Genomic DNA, 18,640 nt, shown 5'->3' with positions numbered 1-18,640 from the left:
TATGAAGAAGTTTGTTTTCGGGGGTATGATTTTATTATCTGCGACTTCCCTGGTGGGGTGTGGAAGTCAGATTGGCAGCAGTGTTCGTCAGGCAGTGACGGTCAACCAAGAGGCTAAGAACCTGGTTGAATGGGAAAACTCTGAAGCCAACCCGGAAGCCTTGTTCGCCAACTGGCGCCACGAGTTCATGGTTGATTCCACAAAGCGTGAAACCATGAAAGAAGAGTTGTGCGCGGAGCTGAACAAACTTGATGGTCAGTCCTTGACGATCTTTGAGAATGAAATCCGTGATGAAAATAACCGTGCTTTGGTCAGCTCTTGTAAAGAGGAGCTGTTACAGAAGGTGGATGAGCACTTCGACAAAGAACGTGAGACTTTGGAAGTTCCAGGTCACGCCCTTAAGGCGGTTTACTCTGGCAACAACTTCCAATTCCCGACGAATATTCAAAAACGCGACACTTCTAAGGGTTACTATGCAGTGACCGGGGATGTGGCGCGCAAAGAAGTGATCATCACTTTTGATGATGGTCCGAATGGTCAGTACACCGATGCAATCCTGCGTGCCTTCAGGGAAGTAAATGCGAAAGCGATCTTCTTCCACATGGGTAAGGCCGTCCGTGCAAACCCTGACATTGTGAAGCGAGTGGCGGCAGATGGCCACTCTATCGGAACGCACTCGACGACACACGCGTGCTTGGGCAGCAGCTCTGCCTGCCGTAAGACCAATGGTCGTAACCTGACTTTTGATGAAGCTGTGGCTGAAATCAAAGGCGGACACCAGGCTGTTTATGATGCCATTGGTTGGGTGGATCCGTTCTTCCGTTTCCCTTATGGTGAGGGTTCCCCGGAGCTGAAGAACTTCCTGAAGAACAGCTCCACAGGTGAATTCTTCTGGTCTATCGACAGCAATGACTGGAGAGCTCAGACGAATGAAAACTTGCTGCGCACCACAATCGCGGAAATTGAAAAGCGAGGTCGTGGACAGGTTCTATTCCATGACATCCAAAGGAAAACGGCGGAAATCATGCCTCAGTTCCTGCGTGAGCTTTACAACCGTGGCTACAGTATTGTACTAATTCAGCCCGCAGATTTGTCTGCGCGATACAACAGCAAGCTGGTTAAGAAAAGACTGCCATAGTTTTAAAAGTTCATGAGAAAAACGGATATCGATCGTCCATCAACCTGGAAGCCCTATAAGACGGGGATGTGCAATGGCTGCTTCGGCGGCTGCTGCACCATGCCGGTTGAAATCAAACTCTCGGACCTCATCCGGCTTGGTGTTGCCACCGAGGATGAGGCCCAAACCTCGATTAAAAAGTTAGCAAAACGACTGATAAAAGAAGGCATTATCGTCTCGTATCGATCCGGGACAGAGTTCTTTATGCTCTCTCAGAAGGCCAACCGGGACTGCCTGTTTTTAGATTCTAAAACGCGCCTGTGTACGGTCTATGAGAAGCGTCCGGACACCTGCCGTCAGTTCCCTTCCATTGGCCCCCGTCCGGGGTTCTGCCCGGGCTAGTTGTCGAAAATTCTGACAGGGGGGTGCTCTTGTTGGGCTCTGTCTCAGGGTGGGGCGTGCCAAGGCCTTTATATTCGCTCTGAAGTGGCATAAGCGCTGCTCTTACTCCTGATAAGAACAGGAGGCCCTTATGAGCTTCACAGATAAAAAACTCGAAATCGCGATCGCAGGCTTTGCCCTTCTTATGATTGGCGGGATGGGTTATCTGCTGAAGTCCCCTGTTCAAAGCGCTATCGGTGAAATGGAAGTGATCTACGAGATGCCTCGTCCTAAATCCATTCTGGCGGCGTTGTTTGATCTGGGGGATCGAGAGATTTCTCGCGATTATAAGAATCCGTTTGCAAAGAAGAAAGCTGACGAAAAGAAAGTGGATGCAAAGGCGGCAGCGCCTCAGCAGGCTCCGGCAAAAGCTGTTGCCAAGAAAGCGGATTCTAAGAAAACTCCGACTCCTATCAAAAAGCCTTCTGTGGAAGTGAATGTGGTCGATGCAGCGCCGGCTTCTGGTTTGACCTCTGACGACATCACCGTGGGTGATGGCAATGTTCCGCAGAACTATCAGCAAAATACAAACAAAACAAATACAGCCAATACGACTGACACCAAGAACACTCTTTCTGGTGACCAGTGGAGAGCCCTGTTGCAGGCTCAGCCGACCAAAGAAAACCTGGATAAGCTGATTGCCGCTTACAGTGCAAAAGAAGTGGATGATCAGACGTTCTATACAATCGTGACAGAGCTTCTTCGCAGCAATAAAACAGAGACGCAGGATCTGGGCTTGGCGGCGTTGAAGGGCACTTACAGTCAAAAAAGTTTCGCCGTGGCCGCTCAGTATTTCGATCAGGTGGCTCCGGAAGTGCAGACAAAGCTTCATTCCTACATGTTGAGTTATGCGGTTTCCGGTCGCATGGGAATTCTGATGTCAGTTCTAAAAAGCGACAATTCAGAATTAGTGACGGTGGCAACTCAGGTCGTGATGGAAGGTTATGTGGCGGCTAAGGCGGGCACGAACTTGAATGATCCCCGTGGGTCTCGCGGTGATGTGGCTATTAACTCTGTGGCTGGGTATGCGAAGTTTATCCCCGTCTTCCAGCAGTTGGCGCAAAGCCAGGACAGTGAAATCGCCAGCTTGGCCTCTGCAGCCTTGAGTCAAATCCAAACCTCGGCCGTTGCGGCTCTTTAAAACTGGACAGGCCCGCCTGTTTTCGACGAGAATAAGCCCATATTTATGGGCTTTCTTCATTTCTGGCGAAACATTCTTGTGATTGCTTTGATAGCTGGGACCTCTCAGGCCTTTGCGGCTACAGATTTGCCTAGAAATTTGGACGCCAAAGATCAGACACGCGCCCTGCAGATACTGGGATTTGGTTCGGCCTCCAAGATTTTGGACAATCCCTATCCTCTGGGTGGTTACACCGGAATTGAAGTGGGACTGTCCTCTGAATTTATTCCCGCCGAAGATTTGGCAAGCCTGGGAAGCAAGACCGAAGACAAAGGGGAGTTTAACTTCTACACCCTGACTGTCGGCAAAGGCCTTTACTACAACATCGACACCCTGTTTTATTTCACACCCACGATTCAGGGCGAGAAAATGCAGAACTACGGCGCTCAGTTGCGCTGGGGCTTTTATGAAGCCAGCTTCTTTCCTTTGAGTCTGACTGCGATGTTGTATGGTGGTGGAGCCAGTTTTTCCAACCTGATCAATGTTTCCACGATGGGGCTGGATCTGATTGCGACCGTGGCGATGGATCGACTTGCCATCTATACGGGATTTGGACGTGTTCGTGCGACAGGAACTTTCATCGGTGGAGCGGACGGCATCACGGCCGATCAGAATACGGTGACTCAGGATGTCGTCGAGGATCACGCTGTGTTTGGGCTTAACATCGATATTTCCAAGATGTTCTTGGCGATGCAAATTGATCGCTATTCAGACTCGGTCTATAGCGCCAAAATAGGCTTCCGCTTTTAGATCGGTGAAAAAGGCCCATCCGACTGCGTTGTCGGGGGACCGCCTTCGCTCCGACGTGCATTGAGCACGCCTGCGCTTCAGCGGGACCCCTCCGCCTTGCATATGGACCTTTTTGACCGATCTAAATAATTTATTTGTATAGGCTTTTTTATTTTTGGGCTTTTTCGATGAGTTTGGTGGTGGATTTTCCGTCCACAAACTGCAAGGACATGACTTTTCCGCCGTAGGACATAACAAACGGCGCGCCGACGATGGAGTCAATTTTCCAGTCGCCGCCTTTGACTAAAATGTCAGGCTTCACTTTGTGAATCAGATTTTCGGGTGTGTCTTCGGTGAAGATCACCGTGAAATTCACAGCACCCAAGGCTGCCAGAATCTCTGCGCGGTCGTTTTCAATTTGGACCGGGCGGGTAGGGCCTTTCAGGCGTTTGACGCTGGCATCAGAGTTCACACCCACAACCAGGATATCGCCCAGGCGCTGGGCTTCCTGCAAGTAGCGAACATGCCCTACGTGCAGAAGATCAAAGCAGCCATTGGTGAAAACGATTTTTTTGCCTTGAGCGCGAATCGGGGCCAGAGTTTCTTCAATATTTTCAAATGTGCAAACCTGACCCATAGATGTCTTTTATGCTTTCTTGTAAAGCTGTGCGCCGGTGATAGCGCCTGCGAAGTCTTTATTAAACAGAACAGATAGAATTGGCATCACCACGAAACCTGTCGCGATCACGAGCAGGCTGCGGGCAACCACTTTCAAAGAGTAAGCGGCTTTGTTCAGCTCTTCCGGCTTGCCGATTCTTTGATCAAACGCCCACTCTCCCGGAGTGCAGCCCACAAAGATACGATTCACTGTCAGATAAATGAACGCCACACCCGCAAACAGGCAGAAGGTGGAAAGATAGATCATGCCTTGAGCATCTGGATTGGTCAGATTGCCGATCAGATCCACTTTAGTGATCACCAAAAGGATGATCATGCACAGCAAGCTCGCAGCGATCACTAACATTCCGTCCAAAAGCGCTGCCGAGAAGCTCCAGGTCGTCTTTTTGAATTCTTCTCTGGCTGCCGTTCCAGTGATTTTTTGAGGCGCTTTGTCCAAATCCAAACGGCGATTTTTTTGCAGTGTCTTCAGGATCTCATCAACGGCTGTGGATGAAGCCGCACCATCACCGCCCACTTCGGTCAATGAACCCGGAGCTGGTGGGACAGGGGAGGCTTTTTTGCGAGGAAGTGGTGGACGAAGAGGATCCGTTGAAGCTTCTTCGATAAGCTCTAGACCTTTATCCTTAAGAACCGGGCTGACAGAGAAAGCTTCAGCTTTATCCTGAGCGGATGCATTGTTTTGTTTTTTCTTGTGAAAACCCAAACCATCGGTGAGCGGCTTAAATTCAAATTCCTCAAAAGGATCCATGCCTTCTCCTTAAATCAACACATCAGATCAAAGTCATACTTTAGGACGGAGACCAAGGTCATGCAAGCCGTTTCAACTCGCAGAACCTGGGGCCCTAAGGTGACTGGATGAAGGCCTAGTTTTTGGAATTCCTCAACCTCGCGGTGAGAGAATCCCCCCTCACTGCCCACGATAATCCAGATGTCTTTGATCCCTTGAGGACGGTCAGATTTAACTTTGGTGACATAATCCTTGATGCTTAGAGTCGCCGGACCCTCATAAGCAAATAGACCCACACCGGCGTCATTTCGGTTAATTAAATCCGAGATCTTTTCAAACGGAATGGCCGGATGGATCTTCATCAGGTCGCCACGTCCACTTTGTTGAGTGGCGGATTTGACGATTTTATCCCAGCGATCGGTTTTATTATCCGACAGCTTTTCCCCTTTTCTCAAGAAGCTAAATTCAGAGAAGAAGGGATGGATGCTGGAAACGCCCATTTCCACCGCCTTTTCCATGATGGCATCCATCACGGGAAAGCGGGACAGAGAAAGAACAAGATGAAGGTGAGGTTCTTTGAGAGCTGGGATATCCCGAGTTTCAAGAATCTGCGCGGTGGCAGTCTTTTTGGAAACCTGGGTGACTTCAACGAAGTAAGCTTTGCTGTCTTCAGTCAGCACTTCAAATTTGGATCCCACTTCCTGACGACAAACATCGAAGATGTGATGAAACACATCCCCGGTGAAGTTCACCTGATCTTGAAAGAGATCTTTTTTGTCGATCCAATAACGTCTCATGACTGAACCCAGTAACCAACCCACTCGTCTTTTTCAAGGCGACGGATCACAGTCAGGCCCGAGCCTTCCAGGAACTTTTCGAAGAAGTGGTTGTCACGCTCTTCGAGAATACCCGTTAGCAGCATGTGACCACCGGGTTTCAGAACGCGCATAAGGTCTTTTTTGATATTGATCAGAACGCCGTCGATGATATTGGCCACGACCACATCGTACTGTTCACGCAGGTCTTCGATCAAAGACTCGGGGATGGAGATTTGTTCCACCTTGTTGAGCTTGATATTTTCGCGCGCCACTCGGCGGGCTTCAGGGTCAATTTCGATCCCGGTGACCAGGCCCATACCGGCCATCTCTGCCAGCATTGCCAAAATGGCTGTGCCAGTGCCGACATCCAACATCGTCCAGTTGCCGATTTGATCTTTGTATTTTTCAGCCAGCTTGTGAATGAAAAAAGCCATCATCTGAGTGGTCGCATGAGTGCCTGTTCCGAAAGCCATGCCCGGATCAATATAGATCGGATGTTTGCATTCTGGAGGAGGCGTCAGCCAGGAAGGGACAACCCAGAAGTCACCGACAAGTTTGAACGGCTTGAAGCCCTTTTTCCATTCTTCCAACCAGTCTTTGGTTTCTTCTTCATGGATATGCCACTTGATGTCTTCGTTAAGTTCGATCAGGCCATCAAAGAAATTGCAGCCCGGGCGCTCTGGAAAAAACACGTCCAATTCATGGGCACGCACGTGAAGAATTTGAGGATCATAAGTCAGATCAGGCTGTGTGAACGTCAAGGCTTCAGTGACGCCCGAAGCGCCACATTCAAAGCAATGTGTGGTGATGATGTCTTCAAGTTCAGCAGGAACCTGGCTTAGGCGGATACGGAAGTAGGAATTTGTGTCACTCATTCCGAGTGGTGTTATCAGAAACCACCGATTTTTCAAGCTTTTCTGCGGTTTGCAGGGACGCCTGAACCACCGTGGATGTCACTGGTGGAGGGTTTGCAGAAACTACAGGGTTGGCGGTCTCTGGGGCCAGGTTGGGAGTCGTAATAACCTGCGTCTGAACCACGGTCACTGCCGGGGAGGGGGTGGCGGCCGGGGTATCAGCTTCGGCAACCTTGCGCCGTTTGGGTTTGGAGTTGTCAATAAACGAGCCCCCCAGATCAATGCGGTCGCCGGTCATAATGCCAATTTGCTCCAGCATGGGGAGCTCATCCCTGGATAGCAGGGTGAATTCGCGTGCCACGGCCACACGGTCATAGACGGCGATGATTTTAAGTTGTCCCACCGGGACCATGATTTCACCAACAGCATTGGCACCACTGGCATCACGCACGTTGATTTTTCGGACGGCGGTGACCACCAGATTCTTCTTTAAGTCAGAGCCGGGAGTGACATTGATGTAGAAGTCTTTGTAGACGGTGTCTTCTTCAGACAGCGTGATGTTTCTGCGCACATCCACCACTGACATGTCAGCGGCCTGCGATGGCGTCGAAAGTCCCAACAGGAATGCAATTAAGAACATCATAAGAAAACCCTTCCATGGTTTGTCTGTTCCCTTTATCGGCTGTCTTATTTTGAAACTTGAGGGCTCTGGACCTTGGTTTGACCGAAGGTCCGTCAGTTGGAAACGATGGCGCCCGGAACAGAGCTGTAGACTTTGTAGGTCTTGTCTTCGGTGGTCTGCTCGATACCGGACATGTAGTTACCCACAGTGCTTTGCACATGATAAGTCACACCGCCACCTGTGGCGGTTCCTGTCTGAGTGGAGCCGGAAACCAAACCGGTTGTTTTGGCAGGATCCTGAAATTTAATTGGAGAGTTCTCTGAAATTTGCTCCAGTGACGCATCCATCGAGCATCCTGTGGCAAGAATCATAAGTGAAGCCAGTACGATCCATTTCACGTGCAACCTCCGCACAGATTACTTATCGGCTGGAAGCCGGAGTTCTTTGAGTTTTCTCGTTTTGAGACCTGATATATTTCATTAGATCTTCATTCTGTTGGCGTAGATCCTCATTTTGTTTTTGTAAGGCGGTCATTTGCTTTTCCAACGCCGAAATTCGATCTTCGTGATTCATGAGCATCGCTTTGAATTTGTGATAAAGCTCCTGCACAGCGCCAGTGATCGGGGCGATCATGTTCATGTAAGACACGGACTTGATGCCACTTTTGTTCTGATCGACAACATGAGGGTAAATCTGTTCTAGTTCCTGGGCGATAAAGCCCATTTGCAACCGAGGATCCGCATAGGGGTCTTTCCAATGATACGAGGACGGTTTGAGCTGAAGGATCTTTTCCAGACTGCCTTCAAGAGTATGAATGTCTTTCTTCAGGCGGATGTCCGATGCACCGTTGACGGTGCCCACGGTCGTCAGATTTCCGACAGCAGACAAAACCATTTTGGGAGATATCGAACCGCCGTTTTTCGTGATGAAGTGCATATCGCCCCCCTCCATCTCGTTGGCGATGTTAAATAGTGTGCTCCCCGTGGTTGGTATGCCAAGATAACCGCTTCGAGTGGTGGGGCTTGCGGTGCGGGCAAAGAACTGAATATAAGTGTGATCGCCCGTGCCGGGCTTCAGGCTGAGTATTCCCATCCCGTTAGAGCCGGATTCACCCAAAGTCAGCAAGCCTGACGCATCCAAAGACATCAGCATCTGACCTGAACCCAAATTGCCTTTATAGAAATTCAGGCGACGGGAACTCCCAAATTCATTCACGATGTGGAAGTTGTTGGTGACAGTGGCGTCACTGCCGATCTGGAAAGAAGAGTATGCCGTATTACCCGCACCCGAGCTGCCAATATGCACGTTGGCCAGGGGCGAAGCGGTGTTAAATCCGGTAGGACCCGCAAAATAGTTCTTAGCCGTGCCGCTGGCTTGATAGACGCTGTATCGGTTCGTCGCAGTACCACCTGTTGTCGGAGCTGCCAGGAGAAGATCGTACATGGTTCCGATGGTTCCGGATTGAAGTTGGGGTAAGACATGTAACCCAATGGCATTGTTTGTTGTGGGAGAGTTGCCTGCTTCGAAGCCTTCGTGTCCGTACATAAAGCTTGCGGCTCGCAGGTCGCTGACGGTCCCGGCGTCTATATTGCCGGCATAGCGATTGCGGGTCGCCGCTGTATACAGCGCCTCGTTGGTGCTGGTGACGGTGACACCCGCGGGAACATTCGGCACAACAATACTGACCGACGCGTGGGTGGACAGTGTCGAGTTGGCAGACGGGTTGAAGCGTTGATAGACTCCGCTGCCAGTCAGGTTGCCGGAGGTTTCGGTGTTGTTGCGTAAAACCGCCATCTGAGTTTCAGTCGGGATGACGGAATAAGCTGCAGGGAACGGTGTGAGATCCCCGATGATGGCTCCACCTTTGACTTGAAAATTGGTGGCGGGGGTGGCTGTCTTGATCCCCACCTTTCCATCCGCCTTGATGGTCATCCAGCGATTGACTCCCATCATGTCAGTAAAGTGCAGGTCCGCGGAGGTTGTGTTCGTGAAGTCAGTGCCGGACTCAATATAGTTGACTCCGTTCTGAGTCAGGATGCGCAGAGTGGAGGGATTGGCCACTGATTTGTCATGAAGGCGAATGTCTGTGGCCCCCGTGCCCGACACCATAAAACTTCCCGTCGGGGAGGTTTCGTTGATACCGACAGCGCCGTTTGAAAGAATTGTCATTCGAGGCGAGCCATTGGTTTCCAAGGTCAGAGAGTTGGCATCGTTCGTTCCCAGAACCGCCGCAGTTCCGAAGCTGTTGCCTCCATTGGCGAAGATTCCTGAAGATGAATAGTTAGTGCAGCCCATGACACCTAAGGCATCAAAGGTCACCATTTGCCCCACAGCACAAGTGAAAGGCACGATGCTAGAGCCGGTGCCATCCGAGGCCAGCAGGCGATTTGCGGTGATCGAGGCAACGCCGGTTCCGCCATTGGTAACAGGCAAAGTGCCAGTGACTTCCGAGGCAAGATTGACGGCGGTCCCATTGGCAGCCGCAGTCAGGCGGCCTTGCGCATCGACGGTGATATTTGCGCGGGTATAAGACCCCGCAGCCACCGTCGTGTTTGCCAGTGAAATCGTTCCGGTTGTAGTGATTGTTCCACCGGTAAGTCCGGTTCCGGTGGCGATGCTTGTGACGGTTCCCCCTGAGGAAGTGTCGGTGTCATTTGCACACTCCCAGCGGTTGTTCGCAGAAACCCATTTCAGAACCTGGCCGTCCGTACATGCCGTGTTGTTCGGGCGATAGATAAAGTACTTTCCGGCAGCGTTACCGATATCACCCACATCCAAGGTCACGGAGCCTGTGCGGCCCGCAACGCTGGTGACAGGGAAGGCGATCGCAGCATTGGCCGCTGCGGTTAAACGCCCTTGTGCATCGACGGTGAAAGTGCCGACTTGAGTTGTGGACCCATAAGAGTTCGGCGTGACCGTGGTGTTGGCCAGAGAAATTGTTCCTGTCGTCGTGATCGGTCCACCGGAAAGACCGGTTCCCGTGGCAATGTTGGTGACGGTGCCGCCTGAGTTTGCATCGTTATCGGCGGCGGGCGCCCATTTCGTTCCATCATACTTCAGAACCTGCCCTGGCGTGAGGCCGGTTGTGTCGACAGCAACACCTTTGATTTTATTCACGGTCACAGCTCCGATGGTTCCACTGACATCACCAGCGACAGAGACATTGATCGCCTGACAGTTAAAACCACTCACCGCATTCCAGTACATGGTCTGGTGAGCACCACAACCCGCATTTGCAACAGCATCACTGAATTCCGCATCGGTCATGTAGTTGTTCAGTGTTGTGTTGAGTCCGTTGACGTCGGCTGTGTTGATTTGCGCGGACAACCACTGGGTGCCGTTGAATTTCAAAAAATGCCCATTGGTGGGAGCGGCGTTGGAGACAGCAGTCCCCTGAAGCGCGACAACGCTGGGATTTGGGTAAGTTCCACCCAGATCACCTGCGGCGGCACCCGAGGGCGTTCGTGCATCGCTTAGACGAGGATCGTTCCCCACGGTCACAGTGTTTGCTGTGTTTCCCACCTGCAAAGTCAGTTGCGGAGTGCTGGTTCCATTTGTGATGGTGATGAATCCATTGGCGGAGGTGACCTCTGAAACTGTTCCTCCATTGGCTCCGGTAACCCCCGCACAACTTAAAGCCGTGCCATTCCATTTCAGGAACGTGCCATCGGGACACGTTGGCAGAGCTCCCTTAAGCACGAAGTCTTCGGCTTTGTTTTGCCCCAGTTTTTCCGAGGACAGGGCATAGGCTGCGTAGGGAACCGTGCGAATTTCATTGGACGGGGAGATGACTTTCCAGCCCGAGCCGTCGTGGAACTGCACTTTCAAAAGACGCGTATCCCCGGCTTGTGCGGGATAAGTGGAGTTGCCATAGCAGTTGTGTGATTTGCTGTTGTTAAAAGCATCCAGCAAAGTGAAGAGAGGATCTGAGGGAAACAGTTTGGTTCCAGAGCCGATCGGAACATCAAAGACCCCGGCGGAGTTAAGCATGTTGATGCCATCTTTTTGTTCGCGATAGATGACACAACTGCCGTTGGGGCTTGTGATTTCAAATAAAAAGCTGACGCTGCTATTTTCCAACGGTTGACCATTGGATTTGATAATCCGGCCCTGATAGGTCAGAGAATTGGGCGAGGCTTCAGCAATAAAAGCGCAAAGCCATGAGAGTAACATTAATAAATACGTTCCATTTCTCATGCTTAACTTATCGGCTGTTCGGAGGATTCGAAAGAGGTAAATTATCGAATTTCTGCAAGAATTTAACGAATCTTACTTCTTTTTTTGGCAGATTTTGGCCTTTGGATTGACCTCGCAGATGGCTTCGCGCAGTTCTTGATTTTCCTGCTTTAAGGAAGCAATTTCGCGCTTCTGGGCCTGAAGCAAGGCCTGAACCCCTGAGATGGATTTATAGAGTTCCTTAAAGGCTTCGATCATCGGGCCGATTAATTTGGTATAAGCCACGGCACGGAAGCCTTTCTCATCTTTGTCGACGGCTTCCGGGAAGACTTTTTCAACATCCTGAGCGATCACACCCATGTCCTTTTTGTCGATCAGATCCAGATCGGGACGGACATCGTGACGCCAGTTGAAGGTCACACCTTTTAGAGACAGTATTTTTTGTAAGGAGTCCGGTATGATTTCGATATCCTGCTTTAATCGGGCATCGGATAAGTTTTCCCAGGCTGCGGTTCCTCCGGAAGTTCCATTGACGAACAGTTTCCGCGAACCTGTGTTGCCGCCGATATAAACGTTTCCGCTGTTGGTGACCGTGATAATGTCCGTGGTGCCTGTTGTTGGGCCTGGACGAATCCAGAAGTTGCCGCCGTCGACACCCATGAAGAATTTTTGGTTCGCATCAACTTCTTCAAAGCCGATGTATGGCGCCGTGGCGTTCTTGATGTAGAAGGGAGCCCCTGGAGTTCCTGCCATACCGACTCCGACCCATCCAAGAGCGGAGATGCGCATTCGTTCTGTGGGAACCAACATGGAGCCCGTGCCAGAGTTTACGGCAAACACCAAATCTGCTGGAGCCGAAGTTGAAGTCCAAGTGGCAGAAGCTTCACTGTAGATATTGGCACCAAGACCCACGGTCGTTGCATCCCCATAACCGTTGTAAAGCACATTTCCCAATGTGTCGCCGCTTTGAACGGCTGCTTTTGCTGATGCGGTTCCTCGCGACTTCATCAGTTGAATACCCGGGCCGGCGGTGGCGTTTTCATTGCGCTCAAGGGCTGCGGAAGAAGCATTGTAGTTGGATCCTTGCACATGCAATCGCACGCTCGGAGAAGTTGTTCCGATTCCTAATTGTCCCCCGCTGGTGATTCGCATGCGTTCACCGTAGGATCCATTGGAGATGGTTGAGAAGGCCATATAGGCAGACTTGGCTGTGGCATAGTCGGCTTCGGCATAGGAGCTGATGGCCGTGCTATTGGAGTAAGCGGTGCCGTCCCAACCGCGCATTGCCAAGAATCCTAGTGAATCACCCGTCAACACAGGGGACTCGGCACCCGCATTGTCCCGAGCCTTGGTCAAAACAACAGCGGCTTCGGCCGTGTTGCCGACACTTTGAATGTACAGGTCATCACTGATGCCGCCGCTGCCCTTCATATGGAAGCCACGCTCGGGACTGGTTAAGGTACTTCCGATGGCAATGCCTCCGGGAACGACCAACTTCAAATCCTGAGTCGAACGCCAGTCCCCTTGGGCATTGGCATTACCCAAGCGCACGGTACTGCTTGCAGGATTGGCCACAGGCCCGATTCCCCAGTAACCAGTGCTATTCCAGTTACCAACAAACTGTGCCTGCCCCAGAGTGTTGTGATAGGAGCCGACGAATACGGCGTTGTAGTTGGCCGTAGCATCCCACTGTCCGACCTGCAGACGAGCGCCTGGATTGATCGTGTCAATTCCGACCTTTCCGTCGTTGGTAACACGCATCTTTTCGACATTGTTTGTGTCAAAAATAATATGAGCGTTGGTTCCGTTGGTTACATAGAGATTTGAATTGGTGGCATCGGTATAGCCGATATTTCCCAGCCAGGCGGAATCGCGGATGTATTCCATTTCCACTTTGCCAGCATCAGGTCCTGAAAGAATAAGAGCTGATTTTGTTGTGGCTGGGGCTCTGACGATTAGAGAAGCATTGGTATCCGGAGTTGTATTGATACCGACATATCCATCCTTGTGGATGGTCATACGTGTGATGTTGGTGGTTTCAAAGTTCAAAGAGAAAGCGTCGTTGGTGCCCAGTGTGGCATTGGCTGCCAGAGTATTTCCACCATTAGCAAAGAAGCCGGCTGAAGAGAAATTCGTGCAGCCCATGATGCCTGACGCGTTGAAAGTGATCATCTGAGTTGTGCCGCACGTAAACGGAATAACCGCCGATCCCGTACTGTTAGACACAAGCAGACGATCAGCTGTTAAGGCTGTGGTACCAGTCCCGCCCTTGCTCACTGGAACTGCAGAAGGGAAGTTGGCCGGATCCGCAGAAATTGTACCCGCAGAAACGGCGATACCAGAGCCCACTTGCACCACGCCTTTGGTTGTCGTGGTGGCATTGTCAACCGAGATCACGGGTGTGGTTGTGCCGGTGGCGACTTGGATGGGAGCAGTCCCCGTGACATTGGTCACAGTGCCGACTGTTGGAGTCGCCCACTTCAGACCCGAAGCTTGTGCAGAATCCGCGGTCAGCACCTGACCGTTTAGGCCGACGGGAAGACGGATGTTGTTGGCGCCATCACGAATCAGAACATCCCCTTTGGCCGTCAAAGGGGATAGGGCATTGAAAGCCGCCAAAGCCGTGGTCGCTCCAGTTCCGCCGTTGGCAATCGGTAAAGTGCCAGTAACTTCAGAGGCCAGGTTGATGGCGGCACCATTAGTCGCAGCAATCAAACGGCCTTGAGCATCGACGGTGATATTCGCGCGAGTGTAAGCTCCAGGAGTGACCGCCGTGTTGGTCAGGGCAATGGTTCCAGTGGAGGTGATAGGACCTCCGGTCAAGCCCGTGCCTGTGGCAATGTTCGTCACAGTGCCACCGGAAGAAGTGTCTGTATCCGTGCCGCATTCCCATCGATTGTTGGCAGCAACCCATTTCAGGACCTGTCCGTCAGTACAAGCTGTATTGTTAGGGCGATAGATAAAGTATTTCCCTGCGCCATTGCCGATGTCACCCACGTCTAATGTGACAGCGCCCGTGCGGCCGGCCACAGTGGTTACCGGAAAGGCAATGGCCTGATTGGCGGCAGCAGTCAGGCGCCCTTGCGCATCGACGGTGAACGTGGCCACTTGAGTAGTGGAACCATAGGAGTTCGGAGTCACCGAAGTGTTTGCCAGGGAGATCGTCCCCGTCGTGCTGATCGGGCCTCCGCTCAGGCCGGTACCGGTGGCTATATTAGTCACTGTTCCGCCGGAATTTGAATCGTTGTCGGCCGCCGGAGCCCATTTGCTTCCGTCATACTTTAAGACCTGTCCGGTGGCGAGACCGGTTGTATCCACGGGGACACCTTTTATTTTGTTCACAGATGTTGCGCCGATAGTTCCACCGACATCCCCGGCAACAGACACATTGATCGGCTGACAGGAGAATCCAGCCACAGAATTCCAGTACATGGTCTCATGCGGATTGCAGCCCGCGTTCGCCACAGCCGCACTGAATTCGGCGTCAGACATGTAGTTGTTCAAGGTCGCTGACAAGCCACTGACATCACTTTGGCTGATTGTCGATGGTGTCCATTCTGTACCAACATACTTTAAGAACTGGTTTGCGGTCGGTGCTGTCGCAGTGACGGCAACGCCCTGGATTTTTGCAACCGACGGTGAAGGGTAGTTGCCAGACAGGTCCCCACTGGCTGCCCCGATGGGGGCACGAGAGTCTGTGAAACGAGGATCATTCCCTGCTGCCACGGTTCCTGCAGTTTGGCCTATGTTCAAAGTGATCACCGGAGCTGTTGCATTGTCAGTGATGGTCAAGGCGGCGCTGCCAGAGCTGACATTGGTCACAGTACCACCATTGGCGCCAGAAATACCGGCGCAGGACAAGGTGCTGCCCGTGCGAGTCAGGAAGCTATTTGCCGGGCAGACGGGAAAGTCAGATTTTAAAAAGAAGTCATCGATGACATTGGCGCCCAGCATTTCCGCGGACTTGGCATAAGCCGCATAAGGAACTGTGCGAATTTCATTCGCCGGAGAAATCACTTTCCAGCCGGAGCCGTCATGAAACTGCACTTTGAGGAAACGAATATCACCGGAAACAGCTTGATACTTGGAGCCCCCGGCGCAGTTGTGCTCCAGGGTGTTGTTGAAGGCATCCAGCAGTGTAAATAACGGGTCCGTCGGGAACATCTTGGTGCCGGAACCTATGGGAACATCAAAAACCCCACCGGAGTTTTGCAGGTTCACGCCATTTTTTTGCTCGCGATAGATGACGCAAGTTCCGTTGGGACTTGTGATCTCAAAAAGAAAGCTGACGTTATTGTACTCAAGACCTTTGCCATCACTGTTGATAATGCGCCCTTGATAGGTCAGAGAATTCGGAGCCGCACCGGCGATTCCGGCGCACAGAAACACGATAATTTGTATCAGGTACGTACCGCTTCTCATGCTTATCTTGTCGGTTTTTTAACAAGAAACATGAGCTTTTAGGGTCTGGATTGCACTATTAAAAGGGATCCCTGAGTTTAGCTCTGTCTCACTTTGAGAGTGGTCGTGTTGATGACGAGGGCCGCACCAATCACAAGGGCTCCAAGGATCTGAATAGGGCTCAGGGACTCTTTAAATATAACAGCTCCCATGATGGCCGCTGTGATGGGCTCTATCATCATCAGAAGGGCGACTTCGGTGCTTTTTAATTTTTGCAAAGCTGCCAATTCAAAGGTCAGAGGGATGATGGTACAGACCAAGGCCAGGCCCAGAATACTGGACGCCTGAATATTGGAAAGATTCTGAATCGCTGAAAAGTGCGGATGGTGGAAGAGCGACAAAGCCAGGGCCCCGAAAGTAATAACATAAAGAGACGAAGAAATCGGTCGGACGTTTTTCTGCAAACGCCCAGAAAGCAAAACATAGATCGCATAGCTGATCGCAGAAGCCAGTCCGGCGCCGACGGCCCAGATATTTTTAACTTCGATATGTCCCCATAAAAGAAGTACCAGACCACTGGAAGCCGCCAGCAGACACAGGGCCTCGCGACGGGAAATCTTATCTTCCGTAAAGAAGTGTGAAAAAATATTCACCCAGAAGGGATAGGTGTAAAGCAAGAGTGCTGCCAGCGTGACACTGAGGCCTTGAACAGCCGTGAAATACAAAGTGGAAAAGAAGGCGTAACCGAAGATTCCCAGCAAGGCGGCGATCACGGTCTGGCGCAAGGTCAGGCGAACCCATGAGGGGCGGAACAACAGCAGGCCGATCCACATCAGAACTGCCGCCAAAGTGAAGCGATAGGAAAGCACTTCGCCGACTGAAAGGCCTGAATCAAAACCCCATTTTCCGAACACTCCTAAAAAACCAAAACCCACGCTCGCCAGGGATATTTCAATAGTTCCGCGAAGACGTGGGTTCATGTTTTTCATAGGCAGGGATTATTTAACTCGTTGGCCGTTTTTATATTTGCTTGGTTTTTTCTGAGTCTTCACTTTGGAAGCCGGTTTGGCCGTCTTCTTGATGGAAGTCGCGCGTCCTTTATAGGTGCGTTTTGTTTTTACTTCTTCCGGATCGTCGGCAAGGAAGACACGTTGAGCGGCCGCTTCGTTCAAGTAGGCCAGTTCGCCGGTTTTAATGGCACCCATACGCAGACGGCCGATAGCCACGCGCTGAAGTCTCATCACATCAAAACCGATTTTAGCAAACATCTGACGGATCTGACGGTTCTTACCCTCAGTGATCACGATTTTGTACCATTCGTACTTTTCAGATTTGTTCTCGCCAGTTTTTTTGACTTTTTCAATGTGGCGGGCCGACACGCGACCGCCCACGATGGAAACACCTTTGCGCAGTTTATCCAATTGCGCGGGTTCGGGTTTGCCGCTGAGTTTGACCAGATAAGTCTTGGTTACTTCGGCCTTTGGATGCATCACCTTGTTGGCGAAATCACCATCATTGGTCAAAAGCAGCATTCCTTCAGAGTCCCAGTCCAGACGCCCCACCGGGAACACACGTACTGGAATGTCAGCCAGATATTCGGCCACTGTCGGACGATCCAAAGGATCTTCCATTGTCGTTAACACGCCTGTGGGTTTGTTCAGAATGGCATAGATTTTCTGAGTCAGAGGTTTGCGCAAAGGTTTGCCGTCAACCAGAATACGGTCATTTTGAGGATCTACTTTGACACCCAACTCGTAAACGCGCTTACCGTTTACAGTCACTTGTCCCTCTTCGATCATGCGGTCTGCATGACGACGGGATGCCAAGCCACTGTCAGCAATTAGTTTATTAAGTCGAACTCTTTCAGAGGAGTTATTTTCAGACATTCTTCATCGGCCTCGGGTAATTGTTGAGTGATCAATATATCACTACTGAGGCCGGAAGAGGAGATATTCTTGCGGTTGTACTCGGCGATGGCATGGCGGAGGTCACGAGCCAGCAGAGTCATGAGTTTGTCTCCCAAAAAGACGTTATCCACGGCTGTTTCAGCCTTGGAAAGAACAATAGAGGACCATTTCAGGGCTTCAGAGTCACCCTGTTGGATAAGAGCACAGGTTCTTTCCAGTTGGCTGACCAGATCCTGATAATAAGGATCGGTACGGCGATCGACAAAGAACTGCTCCAGGCGTTTGATCGGGAACAAAAGACGGGTTTGTTCCTGCAAAGGCTCATTTTTCATCTCAAGCAGCTTTTGGAAAACGTAGCCGCGCAAAAGAGACCCCGTTACCTTGTCATTCACGACGCGGAACTGGGCGGTGATGTAGGGGGCCACCTCAATTTTATGAGTATGCTGGGAGCTGAGTTCCAATTCAGACGTATAGTAAAGCACCAGATCCTTGCGCAAAGGCTCCAAAAGCCCGTTGCGGATTGTGAACTTGCGATCAAAAGTACGGACTTCCAGGGATTTGTCTTCGCGAAGGATGATCGCCACGGCCCGTTTGTTCTGATCTGGCAGGATACGGAACTTCTCACCTTCGGCGCATTGGGTCTTAATATATGAACTCACCGCGTCAATAAGGTCGGAGAAATGTTCAATCTCAATAAGTTGGACCGTTTGCGGGAAGCGAATCGGGGTTAGGTCAAACTTCTGCTGATAAAAGCCATTGAAATTTTCTAAAAGAAACTGAACTTCATGGCCCAATTGCTGCTTATTGGACGCCCAGTGCGGGTAGTCCATGCAGTAATTGAAGAACATTTCGATCAGTTCCGGAGTCAAAACGTCATCAGGATGAGGGAAACCACGAAGGAAATTGAAAAAAGACAGACGCGTCGGAGTGTTCTGCGGATTTAAATCAGAAACAAACTTCAAAAGCTGTCCAACTTTTAGCATTTTT

The 18,640-nt window shown here is 51.1% G+C and carries 15 protein-coding genes; 4 read left to right on the top strand and 11 right to left on the bottom strand.

All coding sequences use genetic code 11. The features are described 5' to 3' along the window. Position 1: 1 nt before the first annotated feature. The 4 genes from ACZ5ZV_RS17285 to ACZ5ZV_RS17270 all read left to right on the top strand — a co-directional run bounded on the left by ACZ5ZV_RS17285 (position 2) and on the right by ACZ5ZV_RS17270 (position 3,488). A complete protein-coding gene (locus ACZ5ZV_RS17285; RefSeq protein ID WP_464118441.1) occupies positions 2 to 1,138 on the top strand; it encodes a polysaccharide deacetylase family protein in 1,137 nt (378 codons plus the stop codon). Between the two features lie 12 nt (positions 1,139 to 1,150). Further along, entirely contained in the window at positions 1,151 to 1,519 is a 369-nt protein-coding gene (locus ACZ5ZV_RS17280; RefSeq protein ID WP_464118440.1) for a YkgJ family cysteine cluster protein, read from the top strand. A gap of 130 nt (positions 1,520 to 1,649) precedes the next feature. Next, entirely contained in the window at positions 1,650 to 2,699 is a 1,050-nt protein-coding gene (locus ACZ5ZV_RS17275) for a hypothetical protein (protein WP_464118439.1), read from the top strand. Positions 2,700 to 2,744: 45 nt separating this feature from the next. Beyond that, positions 2,745 to 3,488 carry a hypothetical protein gene (locus ACZ5ZV_RS17270; RefSeq protein WP_464118438.1) on the top strand — a complete coding sequence of 248 codons (744 nt, stop codon included), beginning with the start codon at positions 2,745 to 2,747 and terminating at the stop codon, positions 3,486 to 3,488. 148 nt (positions 3,489 to 3,636) lie between these two features. On the opposite strand, the gene rfaE2 is transcribed toward ACZ5ZV_RS17270, so the two are convergent. The 11 genes from rfaE2 to ACZ5ZV_RS17215 form a co-directional block, all read right to left on the bottom strand. Continuing rightward, positions 3,637 to 4,104, bottom strand: coding sequence for a D-glycero-beta-D-manno-heptose 1-phosphate adenylyltransferase (gene rfaE2 / locus ACZ5ZV_RS17265; protein ID WP_464118437.1), 468 nt, complete (start codon positions 4,102 to 4,104; stop codon positions 3,637 to 3,639). Positions 4,105 to 4,113: 9 nt separating this feature from the next. Then, the gene (locus ACZ5ZV_RS17260; protein WP_464118435.1) at positions 4,114 to 4,896 is read right to left on the bottom strand and encodes a metalloendopeptidase; all 783 of its coding nucleotides are present in this window, start codon (positions 4,894 to 4,896) and stop codon (positions 4,114 to 4,116) included. Between the two features lie 14 nt (positions 4,897 to 4,910). Beyond that, positions 4,911 to 5,672: an RsmE family RNA methyltransferase gene (locus ACZ5ZV_RS17255; RefSeq protein ID WP_464118434.1), complete on the bottom strand. Its 762-nt coding sequence runs from the start codon at positions 5,670 to 5,672 to the stop codon at positions 4,911 to 4,913. After that, positions 5,669 to 6,568, bottom strand: coding sequence for a 50S ribosomal protein L11 methyltransferase (locus tag ACZ5ZV_RS17250; RefSeq protein WP_464118433.1), 900 nt, complete (start codon positions 6,566 to 6,568; stop codon positions 5,669 to 5,671). Before ACZ5ZV_RS17250 ends, ACZ5ZV_RS17255 begins: the two co-directional genes overlap by 4 nt. Further along, positions 6,561 to 7,190, bottom strand: coding sequence for a hypothetical protein (locus tag ACZ5ZV_RS17245; RefSeq protein WP_464118432.1), 630 nt, complete (start codon positions 7,188 to 7,190; stop codon positions 6,561 to 6,563). The genes ACZ5ZV_RS17250 and ACZ5ZV_RS17245 overlap by 8 nt, the downstream gene beginning before the upstream one ends. 92 nt (positions 7,191 to 7,282) lie before the next feature. Continuing rightward, positions 7,283 to 7,567 (bottom strand): hypothetical protein, encoded by a 285-nt coding sequence (locus tag ACZ5ZV_RS17240; protein WP_464118430.1) that lies wholly within the window; start codon positions 7,565 to 7,567, stop codon positions 7,283 to 7,285. Between the two features lie 22 nt (positions 7,568 to 7,589). Continuing rightward, the gene (locus ACZ5ZV_RS17235) at positions 7,590 to 11,366 is read right to left on the bottom strand and encodes a tail fiber domain-containing protein (RefSeq protein ID WP_464118428.1); all 3,777 of its coding nucleotides are present in this window, start codon (positions 11,364 to 11,366) and stop codon (positions 7,590 to 7,592) included. 72 nt (positions 11,367 to 11,438) lie between these two features. Then, positions 11,439 to 15,767: a tail fiber domain-containing protein gene (locus ACZ5ZV_RS17230; protein ID WP_464118427.1), complete on the bottom strand. Its 4,329-nt coding sequence runs from the start codon at positions 15,765 to 15,767 to the stop codon at positions 11,439 to 11,441. Between the two features lie 77 nt (positions 15,768 to 15,844). Next, a complete protein-coding gene (locus ACZ5ZV_RS17225) occupies positions 15,845 to 16,735 on the bottom strand; it encodes an EamA family transporter (protein ID WP_464118426.1) in 891 nt (296 codons plus the stop codon). Positions 16,736 to 16,744: 9 nt separating this feature from the next. Continuing rightward, positions 16,745 to 17,632 (bottom strand): pseudouridine synthase, encoded by an 888-nt coding sequence (locus ACZ5ZV_RS17220; RefSeq protein ID WP_464118425.1) that lies wholly within the window; start codon positions 17,630 to 17,632, stop codon positions 16,745 to 16,747. After that, on the bottom strand, positions 17,587 to 18,636 hold the full coding sequence (locus tag ACZ5ZV_RS17215) for a hypothetical protein (protein WP_464118424.1): 1,050 nt from the start codon (positions 18,634 to 18,636) through the stop codon (positions 17,587 to 17,589). Before ACZ5ZV_RS17215 ends, ACZ5ZV_RS17220 begins: the two co-directional genes overlap by 46 nt. Positions 18,637 to 18,640 lie beyond the last annotated feature (4 nt).

The organism is Bdellovibrio sp. HAGR004, assembly GCF_055397015.1.
The sequence above is the reverse complement of the archived record's forward strand: the minus strand, read 5'-3'. Positions and strand labels throughout refer to the sequence as shown.

Excerpts from the sequence above, each read along its gene's own strand:
- rfaE2 (WP_464118437.1), bottom strand. The coding sequence starts at position 4,104 with ATGGGTCAGGTTTGCACATTTGAAAATATTGAAGAAACTCTGGCCCCG.
- ACZ5ZV_RS17260 (WP_464118435.1), bottom strand. The coding sequence starts at position 4,896 with ATGGATCCTTTTGAGGAATTTGAATTTAAGCCGCTCACCGATGGTTTG.
- ACZ5ZV_RS17245 (WP_464118432.1), bottom strand. The coding sequence starts at position 7,190 with ATGATGTTCTTAATTGCATTCCTGTTGGGACTTTCGACGCCATCGCAG.
- ACZ5ZV_RS17270 (WP_464118438.1), top strand. The coding sequence starts at position 2,745 with ATGGGCTTTCTTCATTTCTGGCGAAACATTCTTGTGATTGCTTTGATA.
- ACZ5ZV_RS17230 (WP_464118427.1), bottom strand. The coding sequence starts at position 15,767 with ATGAGAAGCGGTACGTACCTGATACAAATTATCGTGTTTCTGTGCGCC.
- ACZ5ZV_RS17235 (WP_464118428.1), bottom strand. The coding sequence starts at position 11,366 with ATGAGAAATGGAACGTATTTATTAATGTTACTCTCATGGCTTTGCGCT.
- ACZ5ZV_RS17280 (WP_464118440.1), top strand. The coding sequence starts at position 1,151 with ATGAGAAAAACGGATATCGATCGTCCATCAACCTGGAAGCCCTATAAG.
- ACZ5ZV_RS17250 (WP_464118433.1), bottom strand. The coding sequence starts at position 6,568 with ATGAGTGACACAAATTCCTACTTCCGTATCCGCCTAAGCCAGGTTCCT.
- ACZ5ZV_RS17275 (WP_464118439.1), top strand. The coding sequence starts at position 1,650 with ATGAGCTTCACAGATAAAAAACTCGAAATCGCGATCGCAGGCTTTGCC.
- ACZ5ZV_RS17255 (WP_464118434.1), bottom strand. The coding sequence starts at position 5,672 with ATGAGACGTTATTGGATCGACAAAAAAGATCTCTTTCAAGATCAGGTG.
- ACZ5ZV_RS17225 (WP_464118426.1), bottom strand. The coding sequence starts at position 16,735 with ATGAAAAACATGAACCCACGTCTTCGCGGAACTATTGAAATATCCCTG.
- ACZ5ZV_RS17285 (WP_464118441.1), top strand. The coding sequence starts at position 2 with ATGAAGAAGTTTGTTTTCGGGGGTATGATTTTATTATCTGCGACTTCC.
- ACZ5ZV_RS17220 (WP_464118425.1), bottom strand. The coding sequence starts at position 17,632 with ATGTCTGAAAATAACTCCTCTGAAAGAGTTCGACTTAATAAACTAATT.
- ACZ5ZV_RS17215 (WP_464118424.1), bottom strand. The coding sequence starts at position 18,636 with ATGCTAAAAGTTGGACAGCTTTTGAAGTTTGTTTCTGATTTAAATCCG.